Annotated in this window: 16 protein-coding genes; 9 read left to right on the top strand and 7 right to left on the bottom strand. The window is 39.8% G+C overall.

Translation table 11 applies throughout. The features are described from left to right. The first annotated feature begins 31 nt into the window (after positions 1 to 31). A complete protein-coding gene (locus tag AWW68_RS20215; protein WP_185101180.1) occupies positions 32 to 187 on the top strand; it encodes a hypothetical protein in 156 nt (51 codons plus the stop codon). Here AWW68_RS20215 and AWW68_RS02180 read toward each other — a convergent pair whose 3' ends face one another. After that, on the bottom strand, positions 188 to 2,617 hold the full coding sequence (locus tag AWW68_RS02180) for a bifunctional UDP-N-acetylmuramoyl-tripeptide:D-alanyl-D-alanine ligase/alanine racemase (protein WP_068216110.1): 2,430 nt from the start codon (positions 2,615 to 2,617) through the stop codon (positions 188 to 190). A 9-nt stretch (positions 2,618 to 2,626) separates the two neighbouring features. Beyond that, positions 2,627 to 2,965, bottom strand: a complete 339-nt coding sequence (locus AWW68_RS02175) for a tRNA-binding protein (RefSeq protein ID WP_068216108.1) — start codon at positions 2,963 to 2,965, stop codon at positions 2,627 to 2,629. A gap of 114 nt (positions 2,966 to 3,079) precedes the next feature. On the opposite strand from AWW68_RS02175, the gene AWW68_RS02170 reads away from it, so the two are divergent. Further along, positions 3,080 to 3,436, top strand: a complete 357-nt coding sequence (locus tag AWW68_RS02170; RefSeq protein ID WP_068216106.1) for a hypothetical protein — start codon at positions 3,080 to 3,082, stop codon at positions 3,434 to 3,436. 73 nt (positions 3,437 to 3,509) lie between these two features. Further along, on the top strand, positions 3,510 to 5,891 hold the full coding sequence (locus tag AWW68_RS02165; protein ID WP_068216105.1) for a TonB-dependent receptor: 2,382 nt from the start codon (positions 3,510 to 3,512) through the stop codon (positions 5,889 to 5,891). On the opposite strand, the gene AWW68_RS02160 is transcribed toward AWW68_RS02165, so the two are convergent. The 3 genes from AWW68_RS02160 to AWW68_RS02150 all read right to left on the bottom strand — a co-directional run bounded on the left by AWW68_RS02160 (position 5,892) and on the right by AWW68_RS02150 (position 9,037). Further along, positions 5,892 to 6,614: a 1-(5-phosphoribosyl)-5-[(5-phosphoribosylamino)methylideneamino]imidazole-4-carboxamide isomerase gene (locus AWW68_RS02160; RefSeq protein ID WP_068216103.1), complete on the bottom strand. Its 723-nt coding sequence runs from the start codon at positions 6,612 to 6,614 to the stop codon at positions 5,892 to 5,894. Positions 6,615 to 6,753: 139 nt separating this feature from the next. Further along, complete coding sequence (locus AWW68_RS02155) at positions 6,754 to 7,461, bottom strand: response regulator transcription factor (protein ID WP_068216101.1); 708 nt, start codon at positions 7,459 to 7,461, stop codon at positions 6,754 to 6,756. After that, the gene (locus tag AWW68_RS02150) at positions 7,454 to 9,037 is read right to left on the bottom strand and encodes a sensor histidine kinase (protein ID WP_157717492.1); all 1,584 of its coding nucleotides are present in this window, start codon (positions 9,035 to 9,037) and stop codon (positions 7,454 to 7,456) included. Before AWW68_RS02150 ends, AWW68_RS02155 begins: the two co-directional genes overlap by 8 nt. A 126-nt stretch (positions 9,038 to 9,163) precedes the next feature. On the opposite strand from AWW68_RS02150, the gene AWW68_RS02145 reads away from it, so the two are divergent. The 4 genes from AWW68_RS02145 (at position 9,164) to AWW68_RS02130 (ending at position 13,019) form a co-directional block, all read left to right on the top strand. Beyond that, a complete protein-coding gene (locus tag AWW68_RS02145; RefSeq protein WP_068216098.1) occupies positions 9,164 to 10,171 on the top strand; it encodes a T9SS type A sorting domain-containing protein in 1,008 nt (335 codons plus the stop codon). 94 nt (positions 10,172 to 10,265) lie between these two features. Further along, positions 10,266 to 11,498 carry a diaminopimelate decarboxylase gene (lysA, locus tag AWW68_RS02140; protein ID WP_068216095.1) on the top strand — a complete coding sequence of 411 codons (1,233 nt, stop codon included), beginning with the start codon at positions 10,266 to 10,268 and terminating at the stop codon, positions 11,496 to 11,498. A 73-nt stretch (positions 11,499 to 11,571) separates the two neighbouring features. Then, a complete protein-coding gene (locus tag AWW68_RS02135) occupies positions 11,572 to 12,003 on the top strand; it encodes a c-type cytochrome (protein ID WP_084375541.1) in 432 nt (143 codons plus the stop codon). A 53-nt stretch (positions 12,004 to 12,056) separates the two neighbouring features. After that, on the top strand, positions 12,057 to 13,019 hold the full coding sequence (locus AWW68_RS02130) for a hypothetical protein (RefSeq protein WP_089082259.1): 963 nt from the start codon (positions 12,057 to 12,059) through the stop codon (positions 13,017 to 13,019). Here AWW68_RS02130 and AWW68_RS02125 read toward each other — a convergent pair whose 3' ends face one another. After that, positions 13,020 to 13,787 (bottom strand): response regulator, encoded by a 768-nt coding sequence (locus AWW68_RS02125; RefSeq protein WP_068216093.1) that lies wholly within the window; start codon positions 13,785 to 13,787, stop codon positions 13,020 to 13,022. A 118-nt stretch (positions 13,788 to 13,905) separates the two neighbouring features. Between AWW68_RS02125 and AWW68_RS02120 the strand changes: the two genes are divergently transcribed. Next, on the top strand, positions 13,906 to 14,817 hold the full coding sequence (locus AWW68_RS02120) for a PAS domain-containing protein (RefSeq protein ID WP_068216091.1): 912 nt from the start codon (positions 13,906 to 13,908) through the stop codon (positions 14,815 to 14,817). Between the two features lie 3 nt (positions 14,818 to 14,820). Next, the gene (locus AWW68_RS02115) at positions 14,821 to 16,932 is read left to right on the top strand and encodes a PAS domain-containing protein (protein WP_068216089.1); all 2,112 of its coding nucleotides are present in this window, start codon (positions 14,821 to 14,823) and stop codon (positions 16,930 to 16,932) included. Here AWW68_RS02115 and AWW68_RS02110 read toward each other — a convergent pair whose 3' ends face one another. Continuing rightward, positions 16,933 to 20,607 carry a metallophosphoesterase gene (locus AWW68_RS02110; protein ID WP_068216087.1) on the bottom strand — a complete coding sequence of 1,225 codons (3,675 nt, stop codon included), beginning with the start codon at positions 20,605 to 20,607 and terminating at the stop codon, positions 16,933 to 16,935. Positions 20,608 to 20,644: the final 37 nt, after the last annotated feature.

The following is a 20,644-nucleotide window of genomic DNA, read 5'->3' as shown; positions in this document are numbered from 1 at the left end:
ATTAATTAATGCAATTTACAGTTATATGTCTATGGCTAAAAGCAAAAAGAAAGCTTTAAAAAAAGAGCAAAATACCAAGAAGCCTCAAGTAGTGAAAAACGATAAAGAAGAGGATGATACTGGTTTTGATTTTGGTGGTTTTCCTAAGGATGTAGATTTGAAAAGAAACATAGGTTGTGGAGGTTGACTATTCAGCATAGAACACTCTTTGTACCCTTCCACTTACATTAGTTAGTATTTCATACGGAATGGTGTTGGCCCATCTTGCAAGTTCCGATACTGTAGGGCTATTTCCAAAAACAGTAACCTCATCTCCCTCTTTTACTGAAAGACCAGTTATGTCAATCATGGTCATGTCCATGCACACATTGCCAATTGTTTTTACTTTCTGCTGGTTGATGGAAACATAGGCATTGCCATTGCCAAACACTCTTAGGTAACCATCGGCATAACCAATGGCCATCACAGCAATAGTCATGTCTTGTACGGCCTTTCCTTTTCTGCCATAACCAATACTCTCTCCCGCTTTTACCTCTCTAGTTTGTGAAATGATGGTCTTCAGTTGTGCCGGTCTCATCAACTGACTCTGAAGCCTTTCATTAACTTCTACTCCATGGAGCCCTATGCCTAGTCTTACCATGTCTAACTGATGTTCAGCAAAACGAGTAATTCCTCCAGAGTTCAGGATATGTAATAAAGGCTGATTAGCTAGTATAGAGGTTATATCAGTAGCTATTTGCTTAAAGCTTTCTATTTGTGTGAGGGAAAACCCTTCGTGTTCAGCTTCGTCAGATGCGGCTAGGTGAGAAAAAATACTTTTCACTTCTAGGTCAGGCATCAGGCTTAATACTTCTTTTAGCTGTTTGATTTGGCCTTCGTTAAAGCCTAGCCGGTTCATCCCAGTATTAATCACAAGGTGCACGGGTAGCGTTCGGCCTAGCGATTTAAAAGCATCGTAATAGTGCTTTAATTGGCTTACTCCATGTACTTCTGGCTCAAGATTATTCCTAGCCATGGCGTAGACATCATCTTCAGATGGATTCATTACCATAATTGGCGTGTCGATGCCATCTTTTCTTAGGGCTACCCCTTCATCAGCATAGGCAACTGCCAGATAATCTATCTTATTGTATTCTAATAGTTTAGCAATTTCGGTGCTTCCTGAGCCGTAAGCCATGGCCTTTATTACAGCCATCACCTTAGTGCTCGACTTTAATAGGGACTTATAAAAATGAAGATTATGTCTTACCGCGTCTAGGTTGACTTCTAGCCGGGTTTTATGAACTTTTTCTGTAAGAAGCAGTGATACTCGCTCAAGAGCGAACTTCCTAGAGCCCTTAATTAATACCAACTGGTTGTTGAGTTGATCTAGTATGTCTGAGTTGATTAACGCCTCGGTCGATTCAAAGAAACGAGATTTAATTGTAAAGCATGAGCTTGCTTCGGATAGTTGGGGGCCAACGCCAATCAGCTGATCTACTCCTTTAGAAATGAGAAGATCGTTGAGTTTGGCAAAGTCTTCGAGAGTCACTTTGGACTGTATAAAGTCTGAAAGTATGAGCGTTTTTTGCTCATGAGACCGCTGTTGCTCCATAAAGTTGAGCGCCTTATTCAGTCCCGCTAAATCATTATTGTAGGTGTCATCAATTACAAAATTGCCCTCAATGCCTCTTTTTAGTTCCAACCTCATATTAACAGGTTTTATCCTATCAATACGTTCTTGAATTGAGTTGTCTTCAATGCCTAAAAATAGGCTACATACAATTACATGGGTCAGGTTTTGAATAGAAGCCTCATCTTCAAAAGAGGTATTGAAGTAATGTGTTTTGTCTCCCCATTTTACTGTCAAGCCGTTACTTGCTTTCTGAGCGAAAATTGAACCATTGCTCTTTCTGGACCACCCAATTTTATCACCATTAAAATGTTTGTCAATTAATGTGCTAACAAGTTGGTCGTCCTTGTCATAAATTAAGGTTTTGGCTCTTTTAAAGAGCTTGAGTTTCTCTTTTACTTTCTGTTCTAGGTTAATGAAGTTCTCCTCATGTGCCGGTCCAATATTGGTGAATATTCCTATATCGGGAGAAAGTATTTCTTGAAGCGGCTCCATTTCATTAGGTTTTGAAATGCCAGCTTCAAAAATGGCTAAGTCATACTTGTTGCTAATTGGCCAAACGGAAAGAGGTACCCCAAGTTGGGAGTTAAAGCTCTTAGGGCTAGCAAGTACAGCATGTGATGTAGTCAGTACAGAGGTGAGCCATTCTTTGACAATAGTTTTACCGTTGCTTCCTGTTATTCCAATTACACGCCCTTCGAATTGGTTTCTCTTATAACTTGCTATTTGTTGCAAGGCCAAAAGGCAAGACTTTACTTTTATAAATGTGCCTCCACTAGCCACAGGTATGTCTTTTTCAACCAAAAAGAACTTCGATCCATTCCTCAGCAATTCAGGAATGTAATCGTGGCCATCTTGAGTAGCACCTTTAAGCGCTACAAATAGTTCATTGGGTAAATGTGTGGCCTGCCGGCTGTCATAACACAGCGTTAATATTTCCGTTTCACTTTTTTGGTGAGCGGAAACTTCGGCATGAGTAACCTTGGCTAGTTGGTCTATATTCAAAGCTATCGATTAAAAGAGTTTAGATCCGTTGGGAACTTTAAAGTCTGGAGAGCAAAGAACCACTTTGCCGTCTTCACTTGGAAATCCGGTAACCAAAACTTCAGACATTACCTTGCCAATTTGCTTTGGTGGAAAGTTGACAACAGCAATTATTTGTTTGCCTACAAGATCCTCCTCCTTATAATAATCTGTTATTTGAGCACTAGTTTTTTTTGTGCCTATTTCAGAACCAAAATCTATCTGCAATGTGTAGGCTTTTTTTCTTGCAGATTCGTTGATTTTGGCCGAAAGAACGGTTCCTACGCGCAATTCTACCTTCTCAAAATCTTTCCATTCAATTAGCTCCATGACGGTTTATCACAAAAAAGGTTTGACATTTATTACGAATTAGTAAACAAAATTATCTACCGAACGTTAAGCCCAATACAAATTTTAATTAAATTAGGCGTTCATTTGGACAGTATGATTCGCAAGGTCACAATTTTTTCTCTTACTATGGTAGCCCTGCTACTTGTTGAGCAAAATGTATTTGCTCAAGAGGAGGGCGGTGTCGATGATAAAACATCAGATGAAATTATTACTCAAAAAGACTCGGCTCTGATTTTTGAAAGTGGCGAGATGGAACAGATTGTTCAGCCAACGGCCACTCCATTTAATATCCCTGTTAAGGAGCCTAAGCGAAACGCTTCTCCAATGCTTGAAAACACTATCAATAGGCCAATTCAAGAGGGAGAAATTAAACCGAAAGAGAATAAGCAAGACTTCTCATTTAACATTATCTACTACCTTCTCTACAAGTTCAAGCAGGTAGACAATTAATTCCTTTTAACCATTCCTGTAAATACTAATGATGCTTTTGCAATAGAGTTGCAAGAGTCATTACCTTTGCCTCATGAATCGGGTGTGGATTGCGGTAATATTTTTAGGCTGTTTCTTTTTTCAAGGAGCTATTGCTCAGCAAGATTGTGACTTTAACCTGAGAGGCCAAGTGTTTTCTACAGAGGATGGCGAGCCAATTCCTTTTGCAACTATCATACTGAATAATGAAGGAGAGAAAGCTACTGTTTCCGATGAAAGAGGAGAGTTTCTTTTCGAAAACCTTTGTGATAAGGAGGCAATTATTTCCATTCGTTTTGTTGGCTTCATTACTTTGACAGATACACTGTTGTTAGATGTAGGTGCAAATGAATTCGAGTTTCAGTTAGAGGTGAATGTCCAAGATTTATCTGAAGTTACTGTAGAGGAAGAGGCCGTAGAAGAAGTTGCCACAATTAGCAGGGTCGAAATCAACACGAAGGCCTTAGAAAAAACAGCGGGGGAGTCCTTAGGTAAAAGTCTGTCAGGTCTTACAGGGGTAAATATGCTTCAGACAGGTCCAACCATTGCTAAACCAGTAATTCATGGGCTGCACAGCAATCGTATTCTTATTCTTAATAACGGCATTAGACAAGAAGGTCAGCAATGGGGGCAAGAGCATGCACCAGAAATAGACCCCTTTGTGGCTAACAACCTAAGGCTTATTAAAGGAGCGGCAGCAGTTAAATATGGCTCCGATGCAATTGGTGGGGTTATACTTGTTAATCCAGCAGAATTGCCAAAAACGCCTGGTATAGCTGGTAAGGCGAGTTGGATTGGAGCGGAGAATAATAGAATGTACGCTGGTTCATTATTGCTAGAAGGTGGTCTTAAAGGCTTAGAAGGTTTTGGGTGGAGAGTTCAGGGTACTTATAAAAGGGCTGGAGATGCTAGAGCATCAGATTATAGGCTAACCAATACTGGAACATTCGAGAACAACTATTCTATAGGCGTTGGTTATCATGAAGATAATTTAGGTGCTGAGTTGTTCTTCAGTAGCTTCGATGCCGAAATAGCCATATTAAGAAGTGCACATATTGGCAACCTAACAGATTTAGAAAGAGCAATTGGCAGTGAGCAGCCTCTGTTCATAGAAGATTTTAGCTACGACATTAATAACCCTTATCAGGCAGTTAACCACAAACTCCTAAAAGCAAATGGCCATATAGAGGTTTCTGACTTGGGTCAGTTTTCAGTGCAATATGGAATGCAAGTGAACTCTAGGCAGGAGTATGACATTAGGAGAGCAGGCAGATCGACTATACCAGCACTTTCGTTGGACCTTTACACTCATACCTTGGACCTAGATTTTGATATGAGGCACAGAGGTAACTGGAAGTGGGATGTTGGAGCTAGTTTCATGTATCAGAATAATGAAAACGACTCCGAAACTGGTATTCGGCCGTTAATTCCTGATTTTGAAAACTGGGTGGCTGGTGCTCATTTAATTGCTAGATTCATTAAGCCGAGTTATGAATTGGAGGCTGGAGCGCGTTATGATTTTAGGCATTATTTAATAAAGAGATTCGATCGGCAGAATAACTTACTCAAACCGGAGTTCGATTTCAATAATCTTACTGGTTCTGTTGGTGCTCTTTTCTTCTTACCAAATGACTTTCAGTTAAGAACCAATATTGGAACTGCTTGGAGAGCACCTCACGTAAATGAGCTGTATAGCGAGGGGCTACATCATGGCTCTGCAGCTATTGAAGAAGGAAATGACCAGTTAAAGAGTGAAAAGTCTGTAAAGTGGATTACAAGCATAGAAAAGTCCGTAGACAGGTATAGTTTGACTTTGTCTGGCTATATCAATTACATAACGGACTACATTTATTTAAGGCCAGAAGATGTGAGCTTGACAATTAGAGGGGCGTTTCCTGTATTTAGGTACCGACAGACTGATGCTCTTCTTTCAGGTTTAGATTTCGACTTAAAGTATAAATTGTCCGAGAGGTTAGAAAGTGAGAGCAAAGTGTCGTTTATCTATGCCCAAGACAGGGTGTCTAAAAGTCCTTTAATTAATATTCCTGCTAATTCAATATCAAGCGGAATTGAATACGATTTGAAGATAAAAGGACTTGAGAATTCATACTTTGGTTTAGATGCAAGTTATACTGATAGGCAAAGGAATGATCCTAGAGTAGTTTCTATAGCTGAAATTCGTGATTCGAATGATCAGGGCTCAGATTTGTTTGAAGGAGACCAGTCAGTTTTTGACATACTGGAGGTGCCAGATGCTTACTTGCTGATAGATGTTTCTGCTGGTTTTGAAAAGCAGATATGGTCCAATACACTTAAGGTTAACCTTTCAGTTAATAACCTATTCAACACAGAATACAGAGATTATCTGAATAGGTTTAGGTACTACGCTGATGAAATGGGTATAAATGTAACCCTGAGGCTAATTTTAGAATTCTAACTACTTAGTTAGAGATTCTATGTCCTTCAGGGTCAGGTTGCCTTCGTAATACGCTCTTCCGAAAATAACTCCCTTAACTCCAAGGTCCGCAAGTTTCTTAATGTCATCCACAGATCTCACACCGCCACTGGCCAAGAAATTAATATGAGGGAAAAGAGCCACTACCTTTTTGTATAGGTCGAAGTTCGGGCCTTCAAGAATTCCGTCTTTCTCAACATCAGAGCATTTTACATACTTGATGCCTCGCATATAGAAGTAATCAATATGTTCTTCTAGGTCGAAGTTAGTAGCATCTTGCCAGCCACGAATGGTTATTTTGCCGTTTTTAGCATCGGCACCAAGTGTGATTTTCTCTCTTCCGTAAGACATTAGCCATGAAGAGAAAAGCTCTCTTTTGTTAATTGCAATAGAAGAGGCTGTAATAGAGGTGGCGCCATGCTCATAGGCTTTGCTTATATCGCCATCCGTTCTGATACCACCACTGAAATCTATCTTTAGATTGGTATAACCAGCTATGCTCTCCAAAATATGATAGTTCACTGGGCTTCCCTTTCGGGCACCGTCCAAGTCTACTATATGGATTTTACGGATGCCATAGTCTTCAAATTGTTTAGCAATGTCTATCGGGCTGTCTTTATATACAGTTTCTCGGGAATAATCACCCTGTTTTAGTCGGGTCAACTTACCGTTGATGATAGAAATTGAAGGTATAATCTGAATCATATGTTGATGAGCACTTTTAAGGCGGCTAAAATTAGTAATTTATTAAGCAGAAAAATGAAGCGCTGCTTTATTAATTTATTAACAGCGTGTTGAATAAAGTACTAAACTTTCGGACACTTTCCAAGCACAATTTATATGCTTATTCAGTAATCTGAGCGTCAGTTATCAACTTAAAGCCTGAGCCATGCAGAGTCATAATTTGAACGGTTGGGTCTGGTTTTAGGTGTTTCCTCAGTTTAGCAATGTACACATCCATACTTCTAGCATTAAAGTACGAGTCGTCTCTCCAAATAATTTTTAGTGCTGTAGACCTGTCTAAAGGTTGATTTACGTGTAAGCAAAGTAACCTTAGTAACTCAGATTCTTTAGAAGTAAGTTTGGTTTGGTCGTTTCCATGTATGAGCAATTGCTTGTCATAATCGAAGTGAAAAGAACCAAAATCGAATTCTTTCTGATCAGATACCTGAGGGTTTTTTTCTGCTGTTCTACGCAGAATAGCCTGAATACGTAATAAAAGCTCTTCCATACTGAAGGGCTTGGTGATGTAATCATCGCCACCAATTTTAAAGCCTTCAATAGTGTCTTCCTTCATCGATTTAGCGGTGAGAAAGATTATTGGAGTAACAGAGTCTGTTCTGCGTATTTCCTTGGCCATGGAAAAGCCATCCTTTTTAGGAAGCATTACATCGAAGAGGCACAGGTCGTACTGTTCTTTTTTAAAGGCCGAAACTCCTTCTTCGCCATCTCTGCAAAGAGTGGTTTCATATCCTTTTAAGGTGAGGTATTCATTCAAAATCTGTCCTAGATTGGGATCATCCTCAACCAATAATAACTTAAAACTAGCCATGAGTAAACGGTAAAAAAACTTTAAATGTACTTCCTTTGCCCAGCTCACTTTTTACAGAAACCGAACCTTGGTGCATGTCTACAATGTTTTTAACATAGGAGAGGCCAAGACCAAAACCTTTAATGTCGTGAACATTTCCTGTAGAAACACGATAGAATTTATCAAATATTTTTTGGGTAGCTTCCTTAGACATACCAATGCCTTTGTCGGTAATTTTGATAATTACTCCGGTAGATATGCTTTCGGTGCGAATATGTATTTCAGGTGCATCTGGAGAGTACTTATTGGCATTATCTAAGAGGTTGTAGATAATATTAGTTAAGTGAACTTTGTCTGCTTCTATTTCTGGATTAGAAGCCAAAAGCTGACTAGAAATTACGCCACCTCGTTGCCCAACCATTATCGTTATATTAACCAAGGCCTTTTGAATGATGTCGTGCACATCGGCCTTTTCAAACTTAAGTATAAAGTCTTTTTTATCTAGACTAGCAATCTGCAATACCTTTTCTACTTGCATACCTAGCCTTTTATTTTCATCTCTTATAACCTGAACATACCTGTCCATAATGATTTTGTTCCCCTTTATGTCATCGTCTTGAAGGGCTTCCGTTGCTAAAGAAACTGTAGCTATAGGGGTTTTAAACTCATGTGTCATGTTATTTATGAAATCATTTTTGATCTCAGAGATTTTCTTCTGCTTTAGAATAACCATAATGGCGTAGGTAAAGCATCCAATAACAATAAACATAAGCACACCAGAAGCAGATAGCGGTAAGAGTGCCTGTTTCATTAGGTAGTTCTTTTCTTGAGGAAAGTCTACGGAAAGAAAATACTCCTTTTCTGTTAAGTCCATAGGGAAAAGGTTAGCCTTAAGGCTGGAGTTTTTCACTCCTTCAGCATCTTCTTTAGTGTTGGCATTGAGTATTTTTAGGTTGTTGTTAGTGGCGTCAATCACTCCGTAATTGTACTCTAGCTCAATACCTTTGCCTTCTAGCTCTTTTCTAAGTAGGGTATCTAAATCTGCTGGATTGATGCGCTCAAAAAGGTTGTTGCTTCCTACCAAATGGTTGAGCCAAGTCTCCTTAAGCATGTCTAACCTTCTATTAAGCTGATCTTCCATGAAGGCTTCGCGATTTACACTGCGATTAGAAGGTCCAAAAGAAGGGACCTGATTTACAAAGGTGGTGAAGTCTACATTAAAGAGTAACTCCCCGGTTTGTTCGTTTACCTGAATTTTGACCATGCTTCTCAATATCTCTCCATCCTGATCGAAACTCTCAGGGTTTTGAGGGCTAAATTGGCCAGGGTTAGAGATTCGCTTCAAGGTGTCGCGAAGTATTTCTAAGTTTCTCTGCGGAGAACGAACACCGCTATTCATGGTCTGCTGAAGAAAGTCACGATCGTTCTGAATGGCTAATTTGTAGGCCACTTCATTCAGTGCATCATTTACCGCTTTATTGAAGCGCTCTCTATTAACGGTATTTACCTCATCTATCCAGTAGAACTGGAATCCGATGAGCCCGAGTAGCGCTACACTTAGCAAACCTATCAACCAACGTATCTTATTCTGCGTCACGCTTTAAAATTACGGCTAATTAAATCGTGTCATCACAAGCTTAACAATTATTAACATCGTTTAACCGGCATTTAACAACGATTTGCAAGTTCTCAGAGTACTTTTGAATGAATAAGGAGGTAAAAAATGAAAAGGTCAGTTTTCTATCAATTTATGAGACTTAGAAGTGCAATGGTTGCATTTCTGATGGTACTAAGTGTGGCCGTTTTGGCTCAAGATGAAAAGATAAGGGAAAGTCAATCTGTGTCTATTTCTACAACCCATGAAGGCAAGGTCAAGCTAAAGGTGGTTCAAAAGAAAGGCAATGATGAAACCACTTTCGAAAAAACTTACGAGTCTCGTGAGGAAATGCAGAACGATCCGGACTTGGAGAAGTATGGCATAGATAAAAATGCATTGGGCTTTTCTTTCGGAGGCAATAAGCCACAGTTCTTTTTCCATAATGGACCAGCCCAAGGTTTTTGGGATGATGAAGATTTCGACATGTCTCCATTCTTAGATATGCAGGAAAGAATGCAGGAAATGATGAGAGGCTTTGGTGGCAACTTTGCTTTTGACTTTGATAATAATTCTTTCATGGATATGGATTCGCTAGTGAAGCGATTCGATTTTAGAAATGACAATGGCAGATTCTTTTTTAATGGTGAAGAGATTATGGATGTAGACTCTTTGCGAGATGCAATGAAAGACCGGTTTCAAGGTTTTCGCTTCAATTTTGATTTCGATGACTGGGGAGATAGAGGGAATTTTGGATCATGGAGTTATGGAGACGAAGACGATAGAGATGATGTGAGGGTAATTACTAGAGCCAAAGTAATGGTTAGATCTGCTAATGAAGATGATAAAAAGGCCGTGGGAACCAATGAGATGGAGAGCCTAGAGTTAAGAGACATTGACTTTTACCCTAACCCAAGTGATGGAAGGTTTGATGTAGAACTTGAAACTAAAAGCGATGCTCCAGTGCAGGTGATCATTGTAGATGATGATGGAAACGAAGTGTTTAATAGAGTGGGTAAGCCAAGTGATGGACAATATGTTTTAAAAGTAGACCTCTCCTCTCAAGGAAAAGGAATTTATATAATGAAGTTAGTTCAAAACGGCAAAGCGCTTACCAAACGCTTGGTAATCGAGTAATAATTAGTTTTAGTTGAGTAATTCGAAGAGGAAGTCGGTCAAACTTCCTCTTTTTGTTTTATTGGCTATATATTTGGCGCTCAATTTGAAACAGATGGAATTGGTTAACGATAAATTCAGCATTCAAGGAGTTGTTTTAGAAGATCTCGCTGCAGAGTACGGAACTCCACTTTACGTTTATGACGCTGCTAAAATAAAGTCGCAGTTCGATAGATTGAATTCGGCATTTAGCACCGTAGATATGAAGGTTAAGTTTGCCTGTAAATCTTTAACCAACCTTTCTATCCTTAAGCTACTCAAAAGTTATGGGTCTGAATTAGACTGTGTATCAATTCAAGAGGTAAGAATGGGGCTCAAAGCAGGTTTTAGCCCAGAGCAGATTCTATATACCCCCAATTGTGTTTCCTTCGCTGAAATTCAAGAAGCCGTGAAAATCGGTGTAATGATCAACTTAGATAATATCTCCATCTTGGAGCAGTTTGGAAATGAATACCATGACTCGGTTCCGGTGTGTATTCGACTGAACCCGCACATTATGGCCGGAGGAAATAAAAAGATTTCTACAGGTCATGCCGATTCGAAGTTTGGTATTTCCATATATCAAATGGCTCACATACTTAAAGTGGTTTCAACTTACAACTTAAATGTTGTTGGGCTTCATATGCATACCGGATCTGACATATTGGATGCGGAGGTGTTTTTAAGGGCTGCAGAAATACTTTTCGATGCTGCTAAGAATTTCACCAACCTAGACTTTATAGATTTTGGAAGTGGCTTTAAAGTGGCTTATAAAGAAGGAGATATTACCACCGATATTGAGGAAGTAGGTCAAAAACTCTCAGCAGCTTTTAATGAGTTTTGCGAGGCTTATGGTAGGAAATTACAAATGTGGTTTGAACCTGGAAAGTTTCTGGTAAGTGAGTCTGGTGTATTTCTTACTAAAACTAATGTGGTGAAAACAACACCGGCAACTGTGTTTGCTGGGGTAGATTCAGGAATGAATCACCTAATAAGACCAATGATGTACGATGCCTACCATGAGATTGTCAATGTTTCAAATACCTCTGGCACGAAACGTGTTTATACGGTGGTTGGCTATATCTGTGAAACCGATACGTTCGGTTTAGACAGAAAGCTTAGTGAAGTAAAGGAAGGTGATATTCTGGCTTTTAAAAATGCTGGAGCATACTCTTTTAGCATGGCTTCTAATTATAACTCTAGGCTAAGACCTGCCGAGGTGCTTATTTATGAAGGAAAGGCGCATCTTATAAGAAAGAGAGAGGAGTTTGAAGACCTTTTGAAAAACCAGGTGGAGCTAGATATTTAGCAATCGATAAACTAATAAAGCCTTAATTAAGTAAATTATCTTAAGTACTTTAGACGATACGAAACGCAAGACTATGAATACTAAGAAACTTACCCTTTTAACTCTTTTTTGTGGCCTATTGCTGGCTTCATTTTCATTTAAATCTGCTGAAGATCAGAGTGATGCTCTGAAAAAAAGCATGGAAGCCGGAAAAAATACTTACAACCAAGTTTGTATGGCCTGTCATATGGATAAAGGTCAGGGTATTCCTAATGTTTTTCCTCCATTAGCTAAGTCAGACTATTTGATGAAAGATGTTACTAGAAACATCAAAAACTTAATTGAAGGGCTTCAGGGAGAGATTACCGTAAATGGAAAGAAATATAATCAGGTGATGCCGGCTTCTGGCCTAGACGACACTGATATTGCCAATGTATTGAATTACGTGATGAATTCTTTCGGGAATAAGGCGGAAAAAATGGTAACTAAAGAGCAGGTGGCTAAAGTAAGAGCTAGCCTCAAATAGTTTCCAAAACAAAATAAAAGCAGAAAAGAGCAGTTACATTTTCAAGTTCCAACATGGATTTAGAACTACTTAAAAGAGTTATGAGAAACCTAACCGCTATTTTCTGCTTGTTCTTACTTTGTGCCAATGGCTGTAAGTCTCCGCAGAGTGACGAGAACCCTCAAGATGATGACCAAGAGATTTCATCACTTTTCTCTGCTCCACAGGCTACTGGCGAACTCCAATTTTCAGATCTAGATGAGGCTTCTGGGCTAGTGAATAGTCGTTCTAATCCTGAATACTTATGGTCTCACAATGATAGTGGAGGTGACCCCGTACTTTACCTGTTCACCCTTCAGGGGGCAGACTCTGGTAGATATGAATTAAGTGGGGCTCAGAATAGGGATTGGGAAGACTTGGCTATCGGAGCTGGCCCTGACGACAACCTTAACTACCTATATGCAGCCGATATTGGAGATAATAACGCTGTAAGAGAGAGCTTAAATATATATAGAGTGCCAGAGCCAGATGTTTCTGAGCAATTTGGTGTTGGAGGAGCTAGAGTAGACTTGCCTGCTACTGCTACGCTCAACGATGTGGAAACCATCAATTATATTTATGAAGATGGTGCAAGAGATGCAGAGTCGATTTTTGTAGATCCTGAAACCAGAGATATTTACATAATCACTAAGAGAGAACCTAGCGTAATACTCTACAAACTGTCTTATCCACAAAGCACTACTGAACAAAACACAGCAGAAAGGGTAATGGTACTGCCATTCACTTTTGTAGTAGCAGCAGATATATCGCCTTCAGGCAATGAGGTGCTAATAAAAAACTACTCCAACGTATATCATTGGGCTAAAAGTGGTAACGAAAGTATTCAAGAGCTTTTGGCTACCCAGCCTAGTCGTCTGAATTACAGGCAAGAGCCCCAAGGAGAGGCTATTGCCTGGGCAACAGATGAATCTGGTTACTTCACTTTAAGTGAATCTAACGGAGATACTCCAGTTATTTACAGCTATTCGAGAAACTGATTAGCTAGCGCTAATTGTATTTAGAGTTGCTGTAAAGGCATTGTAGTAAGACCTTCCTATCGGAATTTTCTTTTGGCCTAGATAAACAAAGTTGGTGTCTATGGCTGTTACCGAATCTACTAATACTACAAATGATTTGTGAACCCTCAAGAATCTATCTTTTGGCAGTCTGTCCGTAATCTCTTTAAGAGATTTTCTAATAGTAAAATCACGGCCATCACTGGCATGAATGGTAATGTGGTTACCATCTGCTTCAATCCACTCAAGATCACTGTATTTCACTTTCTCCAACATGCTCTTCTTCTTAATAAAGATAGAGTCGTTGTTGTAGGTGGTAGGGTTGTTTTCTGGTAGTCTTTCTCCAGAAATTACTGCCTGTCTGTTCTTATTAAATAGCGCTACTTCAATAGCCGCATATACATCATCTTTTGTAAAAGGCTTAACTATAAAGCCTAAAGGCTGAGTTTGCTTAGCTCTATTAACAGTGTCTTTGTCTGAATAAGAGGTGATGTACACAAACGGTACTTTGTACTGCTCTTTAATAATGCCGCCTAGCTCAATTCCATCTTGGTCTCCTTTTATCTTTACGTCTAACAGTATAAGGTCCGGTCTGGAAGCTTTTATGGCTTTAATAGCCTGGTTGGCAGAGTTGGCTATCTCTGTATTTTCATAGCCGAAAATGCCTAACATTTCTTGAAGATTTTCTGCTATGAAAGGCTCATCTTCAACAATTAATATTTTAGGGCTGTTTTGATAGTCGTTGTCCATGGCTAATCTGCTTTGGTCATTTAGGTGAATATGCTAAAAAATGAGGTTAATTGGCGGAAAACTACTAAAATAGTATCTTAAAATTATCCAAAAAACACGCTTCTTACGCTCTCAGGTGATGGAAAACATTTTAAAAGGTGCTACAGACGATTTACTGGATGTCAAAAATAGGACGGTCCAATTACGCTCTGTGGTAGATAATCTTACCGAGGTTGTATGGTCAATTGATTTGACTAGTGAACCTTACGAAATTTTATATCATAATAATCCAATTGCTCGATTTGGTAATCCAGAAGACTTAGACCCTCTTCCTAAAACCATGGAAGAGTGGCAACAGAGAATTCACCCAGACGATAGAGAAAGAGTGCTTGAAGAGGTAGTTAATGCACTGAGTTCGGGCAAAGCTAGTTATGCTTACAAGTCGCTAAGAAAAAAGGATACTTACAGATATTATAGAGATAGAATTAGTGTGCTCTATGAAGACGATAAGCCCATTAGGTTAGATGGCATAACTGAAGATATTGATAACATCAGGCGGTCTCGATTAAATTTGGAGCTAAGCCAACAGAGATTAAAGGCAATAGTAGATGCTCTTCCTGACCCTGTTTTTATTTCCACCAAAGAAGATGGTAAAGTAATTTTTGCCAATGAGGTTCTTTTTAAGGTATATGAAATGTCTCCCGTAGACTTTCTGGGGAAAAAAGTGATTCACTTTTACCAGAATTTTGAAGGTAGAAAGTCATACATAGACAGGCTCCAAACCGATGGGCATATCCAAAGTCACGAGCTGGTTTTAAAGAACAAAAAAGGAGAGTCTTTTTGGGTAAGTGCTTCAAGTATGCCCCTCGACTTTCAGAATCAGGAGTGCTTTATCACCATTCTGCAAGATGTCACGGATAGAAAGAATCTAGAGCGCCAGCTACAAGAAAGTAATGAAAGATATCAGTTAGCTGTAGAAGGTACCAACGATGCCATTTGGGAGTATGACTTCAATACGAAGCGATCCTATCTTTCCCCTCAATTTTGGTAAGGAATGGGTATTCCTCCTGAAGAAAATCCTTTAGACGACTTGCTAATAGCTAAATATTTGCACGATGTAGATAAGAAGGAGTTCATTTCTATTCTTCAGCAGGCTATTGAAAGTAAACGCGATAAAATCACTTTAGAATTTAGATTAGCGGCTGCCAACGACCGTATAATTTGGGCACTTTTTAAAGCCGGAATTATTTACGGAAAAGAAGATAAACCAGTACGGGCTGTAGGTTCTCTCTCTAACATAACTACCCTAAAGGAGGCACAAACAAAGCTTCGGGAAAGTGAAGCTAAGTATAAGCTCATTTCAGAAAATTCGAGTGATTGTATCTGCTTGCACGAGCTGAATGGCCGATTTGTATTTGCCTCTCCTTCTTCAAAAGAAGTATTGGGGTATACGCCAATGGAACTTCAGAAGCTAAGGTTGCGAGAGATTATTGCGCCTGAATACTTGTACAAGGTTTCGGATACCATGCTTAGCGTAATTGAGGGTAAGCTGAAAACTGTAAGCATTACTTTTCAGGCTAAAAATAAAGAGGGCGAATTGGAGTGGTTAGAAACTGTGGGTGGCGCTATTTTGGACGATAATGGAGAAGCCATTTTCTTACAAACTTCTACAAGAAATGTAACGGATAGAGTGGAGGCTCAGCAGAAGCTAAAAGAGAGTGAAGAACGCTACAAGCTTATTACTGAAAACTCCAACGACATTGTTACGCTCATGGATTTAGAAGGTAACTATCTATTTGTTACCCCATCGGTGAAAGAGTCTATGGGCTATGAAGTGGAGGAGATGCTGGGTAGGAATGCCTTAGAGTTTGTACACCCCGAAGATGTTTCTGCTATAGAAAAAGATTTTACGGAGAGTCTGGAGAAAAGAATCAAGGAGAAAACAAGCTACTTCAGGTATAAGCATAAGAATGGCGAGTGGAGATGGATTCAGGCTACTGGTGGCTTAATTTTCGATGAAGAAGACAAGCCGATTTACTGGAGGGCTAATAAAATTGACATTACCGAAAAGAAGATTACTGAAGAGAAGCTTCGTGCCAAGGAAGAACAGTATAAACTGGTGTCCGAAAACTCTGCCGATGTAATTTGCCTTCATAAGCTAGACGGTTCTTATACGTTTGTTTCACCTTCTTGCGAAAGGCTAGAAGGGTATTCTGTAGAAGAAAAGATGGAAATGACGCTGGAGGAGTTCATTCATCCTGATGACAGCAAGCGTGCATTGGAAGTTTTTAGAGACACCATTGCCAATAAGAGCACCAATGTGATGACCCAGTATCGAATTCAAAAGAAGGATGGTGAGTATTTCTGGGCAGGTGTTTCTATGAGCGCTGTTATGAATCAAGAAAATAAAGTACAGTTTGTGCTTACTTCAACTAGAGATATTAGTGAGATTGTTAAGGTTATTGAAAAAGAACGACAGCTTAATAAGCTTAAGTCTAGCTTTATTTCAATGGCATCGCATGAGTTCAGAACACCATTGACCACCATACAATCAAGTAACGAACTTATCAGCATGTATCTGGATAACAGACCAGAAATGCCAGATAATAAGCTTGTTAAGCACGTAACTAGAATCAGAACTGAATTAGATCGCCTAAATTCATTGCTAAAAGACGTATTCACCTTGGGGCGTCTAGATGTAGGAAAAACTCACCTAAAGAAAGAGATAACGTCTTTAACAGGTATAGTAAAGCAGGTAATTCAAGAGTGCCAAGTTCAGTATAAAGACCGATCAGTTGGTTTAACCGTAGAAGGTAAGGAACGCCAGCTACTTTTGGATAGTCAGTTAATTTCTCACGCTATTTCTAACCTAATAAGCAATGCGCTCAAGTACTCAGGAGCTAAGAAAGATCCAGATGTAGTACTCAAGTTTTCTGATAACGGTATTTCTGTTGTGGTAAACGATTACGGAATTGGTATACCAGAGAGGGATCAGCCGAACCTTTTTGAATCTTTTTCCAGAGCCTCTAATGTTGGTGATATAGAAGGCACGGGCTTAGGTTTAGTTATTGTAAAGCAGTTCATAGAAATGCATGGAGGCACCATTACCTTCAGCTCGGAAGTGGGTAAAGGCACCTCTTTTTATGTAGATATTCCTAATGTATAATTAGAAATAGAAGCCTAGCTTGAATAGCGGAAGGAAGTTTTCTTCAGATCGGGCTAATAAAATGTTCACAGCAAACTGCCCAAATGGGGTGAGGTAAACGCCTCCACCATAACCATGGTGCAGTTTGTTGGAGTCTTCTCCATCTACCCAAACTCGGCCAATGTCGTTGAATAGAATAAGGCCAACTCTTGCTGGCAAGAAGTAATTTCTCCACTCAAACAAGTCTACTCTTAGGTCTACTTGATGGTAGAAACTGCTCTCGCCCGCAAATCTATACCTTCTATAACCCCTTAGAGTATTGAAACCATCTAATCTGCTGGCCTGATAAAACTCGTAATCACCGAAAGACTTATTGTATCCTACTCTGGTAGCCATTGATGTACGGCCAAAACCATCGAGCACCCATCTAAAAGTTAAGTCAGTAGTCCATCTTGCACTGTTTTTAGCTAGGTTTCCAATGCCATTGTCATAGATAACATCAGTGTTAAATGTAACTCCCCTTTTTGGGAAAATTTCATCGTCTTTAGTTTCAAAATGAAAGCCTACGTTTCCTCCAACGTAGGTTCTGTGCTCCTCTATGATATTCGGATTCAGACCATTATTAGGGAAGTCAGAAATAAAGCGGTCATTGTTTTCTTCAATTTCAACTCCCCACACACGGCCGCCAATTACAAAATTGGCGCTGGCCCCCACTGGGAAGCTCAGGCTAGGGTTTATCAAGTAAGACTGGTAGCGAGTTCTGTAATAGGTAAGGTCTAAATCTTTATTGTATTCTGTTTCATTTCCTAAGCCAAAGAAGTTGTTTACAAAGTTTGGAGCTTTTACATCCAAGTCTAAAAGTAGATTTGCTCTGCCTAATATGTCTACAAACTCTGCTTCGTAGCTCAGATTGTACGAGCTTGTGGCCACTGCATAATTGGCTAGTACTTTGTGTTTGCTGGCGTAAGGTTCTTTTCTAAAACCATCATTCTTTCTCATAAACCCACCACCAATGAAAATCCCATCATCGGGGTTGTAGTTGAAGCTTACAAGTGGCATAGTTACATCAAAGTCGAACTCTTCCATATCATACTGATTGATGTCCGGATCATCGTCAGATGTCTTGTCTTTGGTTTCTAGGCCAGCTTCAATGGTTGTGCTCTTGGTTTTGTCGTAAACAATAGTGTGTTTCTTAGCGCCTTGCACATTACTAGAGTCTTTTATTAAGTCTTTGTCGCCACCACCAATTATTCTTACAACAATTCCTTCATTTACATCGCCAGAGATAATAAACTCATCTTCCTGATCGAAGCCGTATAGTCTTATTTCTTCAGTGATGGAGGTTTTGAAGGTTCTCTCGTACTTCTTTTCAAGGTTGCCCTTGTCTGAGATTTTGAACATGGTAACCTTAGTATGCTCATCATCTAGTCTTTCTACAACAAAACGTTCACGCTTATCGCTTCCAAGAACGTTCACGGTTTTAGAGAGAAAGCGGAAATAGTCTCGAGCGTAAGTATCTAGATTATCCCTTCTGTTCTTGAGTTTGCGGATAATTTCTTCGCCTGAAAGGTTATAGATTTCTTGTGGCCAAACTTTAAAGGCCGACTCTATTACTTCATCAGTTAAGGCAGCTTTTAGCTCATTCGCTTGTTGCACCCAAGAAACCTCGTCTGGTTCGGTCATAAAGTACCTATCGAACCAACGAATTCTGTAGAAACCATAAGAAGGAGTGTAACTGATTTCGTCATGGAAACCTTTTAGGGCTGGTTGCGCCCATTTAGATGCTGAGAGCTTTTTAAAAGCACCTTCTCCAGCAAAAAAGGCTACGTCTCTGTCTCTAGGTATTGGTCGGTAGAGCTTTTTATCATCTTTTTGGTCAAACTCAACCCATCTCCACTGGTCGTCATGACGATCCCAATCGCCTAACCACATATCGAACAAGCGATTTCTGACAACAAAAGCCTCATCAACCTTTTCATCATTATCGTCTTGAAGCTTTTCATATAGTTCAATGCTAGAATGAACATCGTCTCCAGCGCCAAAAAATGGCTCTGATATATGCTCTTTGTTCGCTCTTTCTTCGAACAGCGCCAAGGTGTTGGCAAAGTCTTTTCTGTAAATACCAAATCGAGGATCGTCTGGAATGTAGTAAATCTCAGGGTTAGCGTGGTAAATTCCAGCAGCATCAGCCAATGGAGGAATTACAGTGGGAGCGTAAGGATGAGAAGATGAAATGCCATCTTGAACAATGCCTTTAATAAATGTTCTACGCAGGTTTGGTGGAAGTGTGAGTGCTGGATTCTTGTCTATAGATCTCAAAACATACTGCTTACCATCTTCGGCTTCTAGCCTTAGTGAAATGGTTTGATGCCCTCCGCCTTTTTTCAAAATTTTGAGTCCGCCTTTTACAGAGCCAATGTCAAAAACTGGATGCTCTACTTCTGCAGCCCATTCTTCTCGGTAATTGGCTCCAAATAAGCTTTTGTGGAGGTTGCTCTTATTGTTGTATTTGAGTGATGCAGGAAATTCAACGGTTTTATCCTTAAACTCGTTAGTGTTGAATTTAGCAATCAGGTCTTCCGGATTTGGGGGGAACGGATTTTCAGACAAAACGGCTGAATAGAGCTCTTTCGCCTGGCCTCCTTCTGGAGTGATAAACGTAAGGGTTACTTTTCCATCATTGTAGTAGTCTAGCCTGCCGTAGCCCATAGTATTTTGTGCAAAAAGAGCATCTCCTTTCTGCTTTACATGGGCATTGTTTTTGGCGCCAGACCCACTGACAACAAAGTGCATGTCTTCTTTTTCTATATGTTCTAGCGCATGCTCATGGCCTGCCGTATGAATTACGTCAGGGTGGGTTTTCATTAATTGAACCATGCCATCTCTGAACTGCTTGTAAACGGGGTGCGTATTGTCTTGAATGTTTCCGAAGATCTTTCTGTACATCGGGTAAATGGAGCCAATAACCGGGAGTGGTATGTACAGGTTCTTGAGCTTTTTTGAAGCCGTAAGTGGGAAAATATGATCTTTCAGCCCAAAAACACCTCCATGAATTCCATATGTGTACATAGGGTGGTGTGAGCTAACTATCACTTTTTTGTGGGCATTTCTCTTTAGAATGTCTTGCAAGAGTGCTCCCACTTCTACCAAAGAAGTTACTCCGCAATTATTCCCTTCTTCTGGCTTTCTGCCTTTGTGCAAAAACCACTGGGTGTCTATTACAACAAGGGTGATTTTCTCGTTAAGATCAATTTCAACAGGCCCAGGACAACCTCTGGTAGGAATCCATACGTCAAGATTGTTCAAAGCATTTTCTACATAATCTTCTTGGTTGCGCAGCCAGTCTACTCCATAGCTTCTTCCCTGAGCCCAGTCGTGGTTGCCAGGTATAAACACTTTTTTGCCGGCAAAGTCTTTAACAGCATTGATTTGGCCATCAATAGCTAATTCAGCTTCTGCCCTTAGCGGATGATCTTCCGGAGGCATTCCCTTAGGGTAAATGTTATCTCCCAAAAAAATGACTGCTGCATTTTCTCCAGCCATATCTAGCTCTTTCTTGAGCAATGTGAGCACAGGGTTTTCGTAAGGTTCACCAGCATCTCCAATCAGATAAACTGAGTAAATAGGTGGATTCGCCTGAAAGGCTATACTGCTAAATGGTAGAATGGTTAGAAGAAAAAAGAGTAGTCTTTTCATATTATGACAATTGCAGGTTCAAACAGCGGTTTTCAAT

Source organism: Roseivirga spongicola (assembly GCF_001592965.1).
In the GTDB taxonomy this organism is placed as follows: Bacteria; Bacteroidota; Bacteroidia; order Cytophagales; family Cyclobacteriaceae; genus Roseivirga; species Roseivirga spongicola.
This window is presented reverse-complemented; position numbering and strand designations above follow the sequence as displayed.

What these genes read in the sequence shown, in the direction of transcription:
- AWW68_RS20215 (WP_185101180.1), top strand. Translation starts at nt 32, where the DNA reads ATGGCTAAAAGCAAAAAGAAAGCTTTAAAAAAAGAGCAAAATACCAAG.
- AWW68_RS02175 (WP_068216108.1), bottom strand. Translation starts at nt 2,965, where the DNA reads ATGGAGCTAATTGAATGGAAAGATTTTGAGAAGGTAGAATTGCGCGTA.
- AWW68_RS02170 (WP_068216106.1), top strand. Translation starts at nt 3,080, where the DNA reads ATGATTCGCAAGGTCACAATTTTTTCTCTTACTATGGTAGCCCTGCTA.
- AWW68_RS02165 (WP_068216105.1), top strand. Translation starts at nt 3,510, where the DNA reads ATGAATCGGGTGTGGATTGCGGTAATATTTTTAGGCTGTTTCTTTTTT.
- AWW68_RS02160 (WP_068216103.1), bottom strand. Translation starts at nt 6,614, where the DNA reads ATGATTCAGATTATACCTTCAATTTCTATCATCAACGGTAAGTTGACC.
- AWW68_RS02155 (WP_068216101.1), bottom strand. Translation starts at nt 7,461, where the DNA reads ATGGCTAGTTTTAAGTTATTATTGGTTGAGGATGATCCCAATCTAGGA.
- AWW68_RS02145 (WP_068216098.1), top strand. Translation starts at nt 9,164, where the DNA reads ATGAAAAGGTCAGTTTTCTATCAATTTATGAGACTTAGAAGTGCAATG.
- lysA (WP_068216095.1), top strand. Translation starts at nt 10,266, where the DNA reads ATGGAATTGGTTAACGATAAATTCAGCATTCAAGGAGTTGTTTTAGAA.
- AWW68_RS02135 (WP_084375541.1), top strand. Translation starts at nt 11,572, where the DNA reads ATGAATACTAAGAAACTTACCCTTTTAACTCTTTTTTGTGGCCTATTG.
- AWW68_RS02130 (WP_089082259.1), top strand. Translation starts at nt 12,057, where the DNA reads ATGGATTTAGAACTACTTAAAAGAGTTATGAGAAACCTAACCGCTATT.
- AWW68_RS02125 (WP_068216093.1), bottom strand. Translation starts at nt 13,787, where the DNA reads ATGGACAACGACTATCAAAACAGCCCTAAAATATTAATTGTTGAAGAT.
- AWW68_RS02120 (WP_068216091.1), top strand. Translation starts at nt 13,906, where the DNA reads ATGGAAAACATTTTAAAAGGTGCTACAGACGATTTACTGGATGTCAAA.
- AWW68_RS02115 (WP_068216089.1), top strand. Translation starts at nt 14,821, where the DNA reads ATGGGTATTCCTCCTGAAGAAAATCCTTTAGACGACTTGCTAATAGCT.
- AWW68_RS02110 (WP_068216087.1), bottom strand. Translation starts at nt 20,607, where the DNA reads ATGAAAAGACTACTCTTTTTTCTTCTAACCATTCTACCATTTAGCAGT.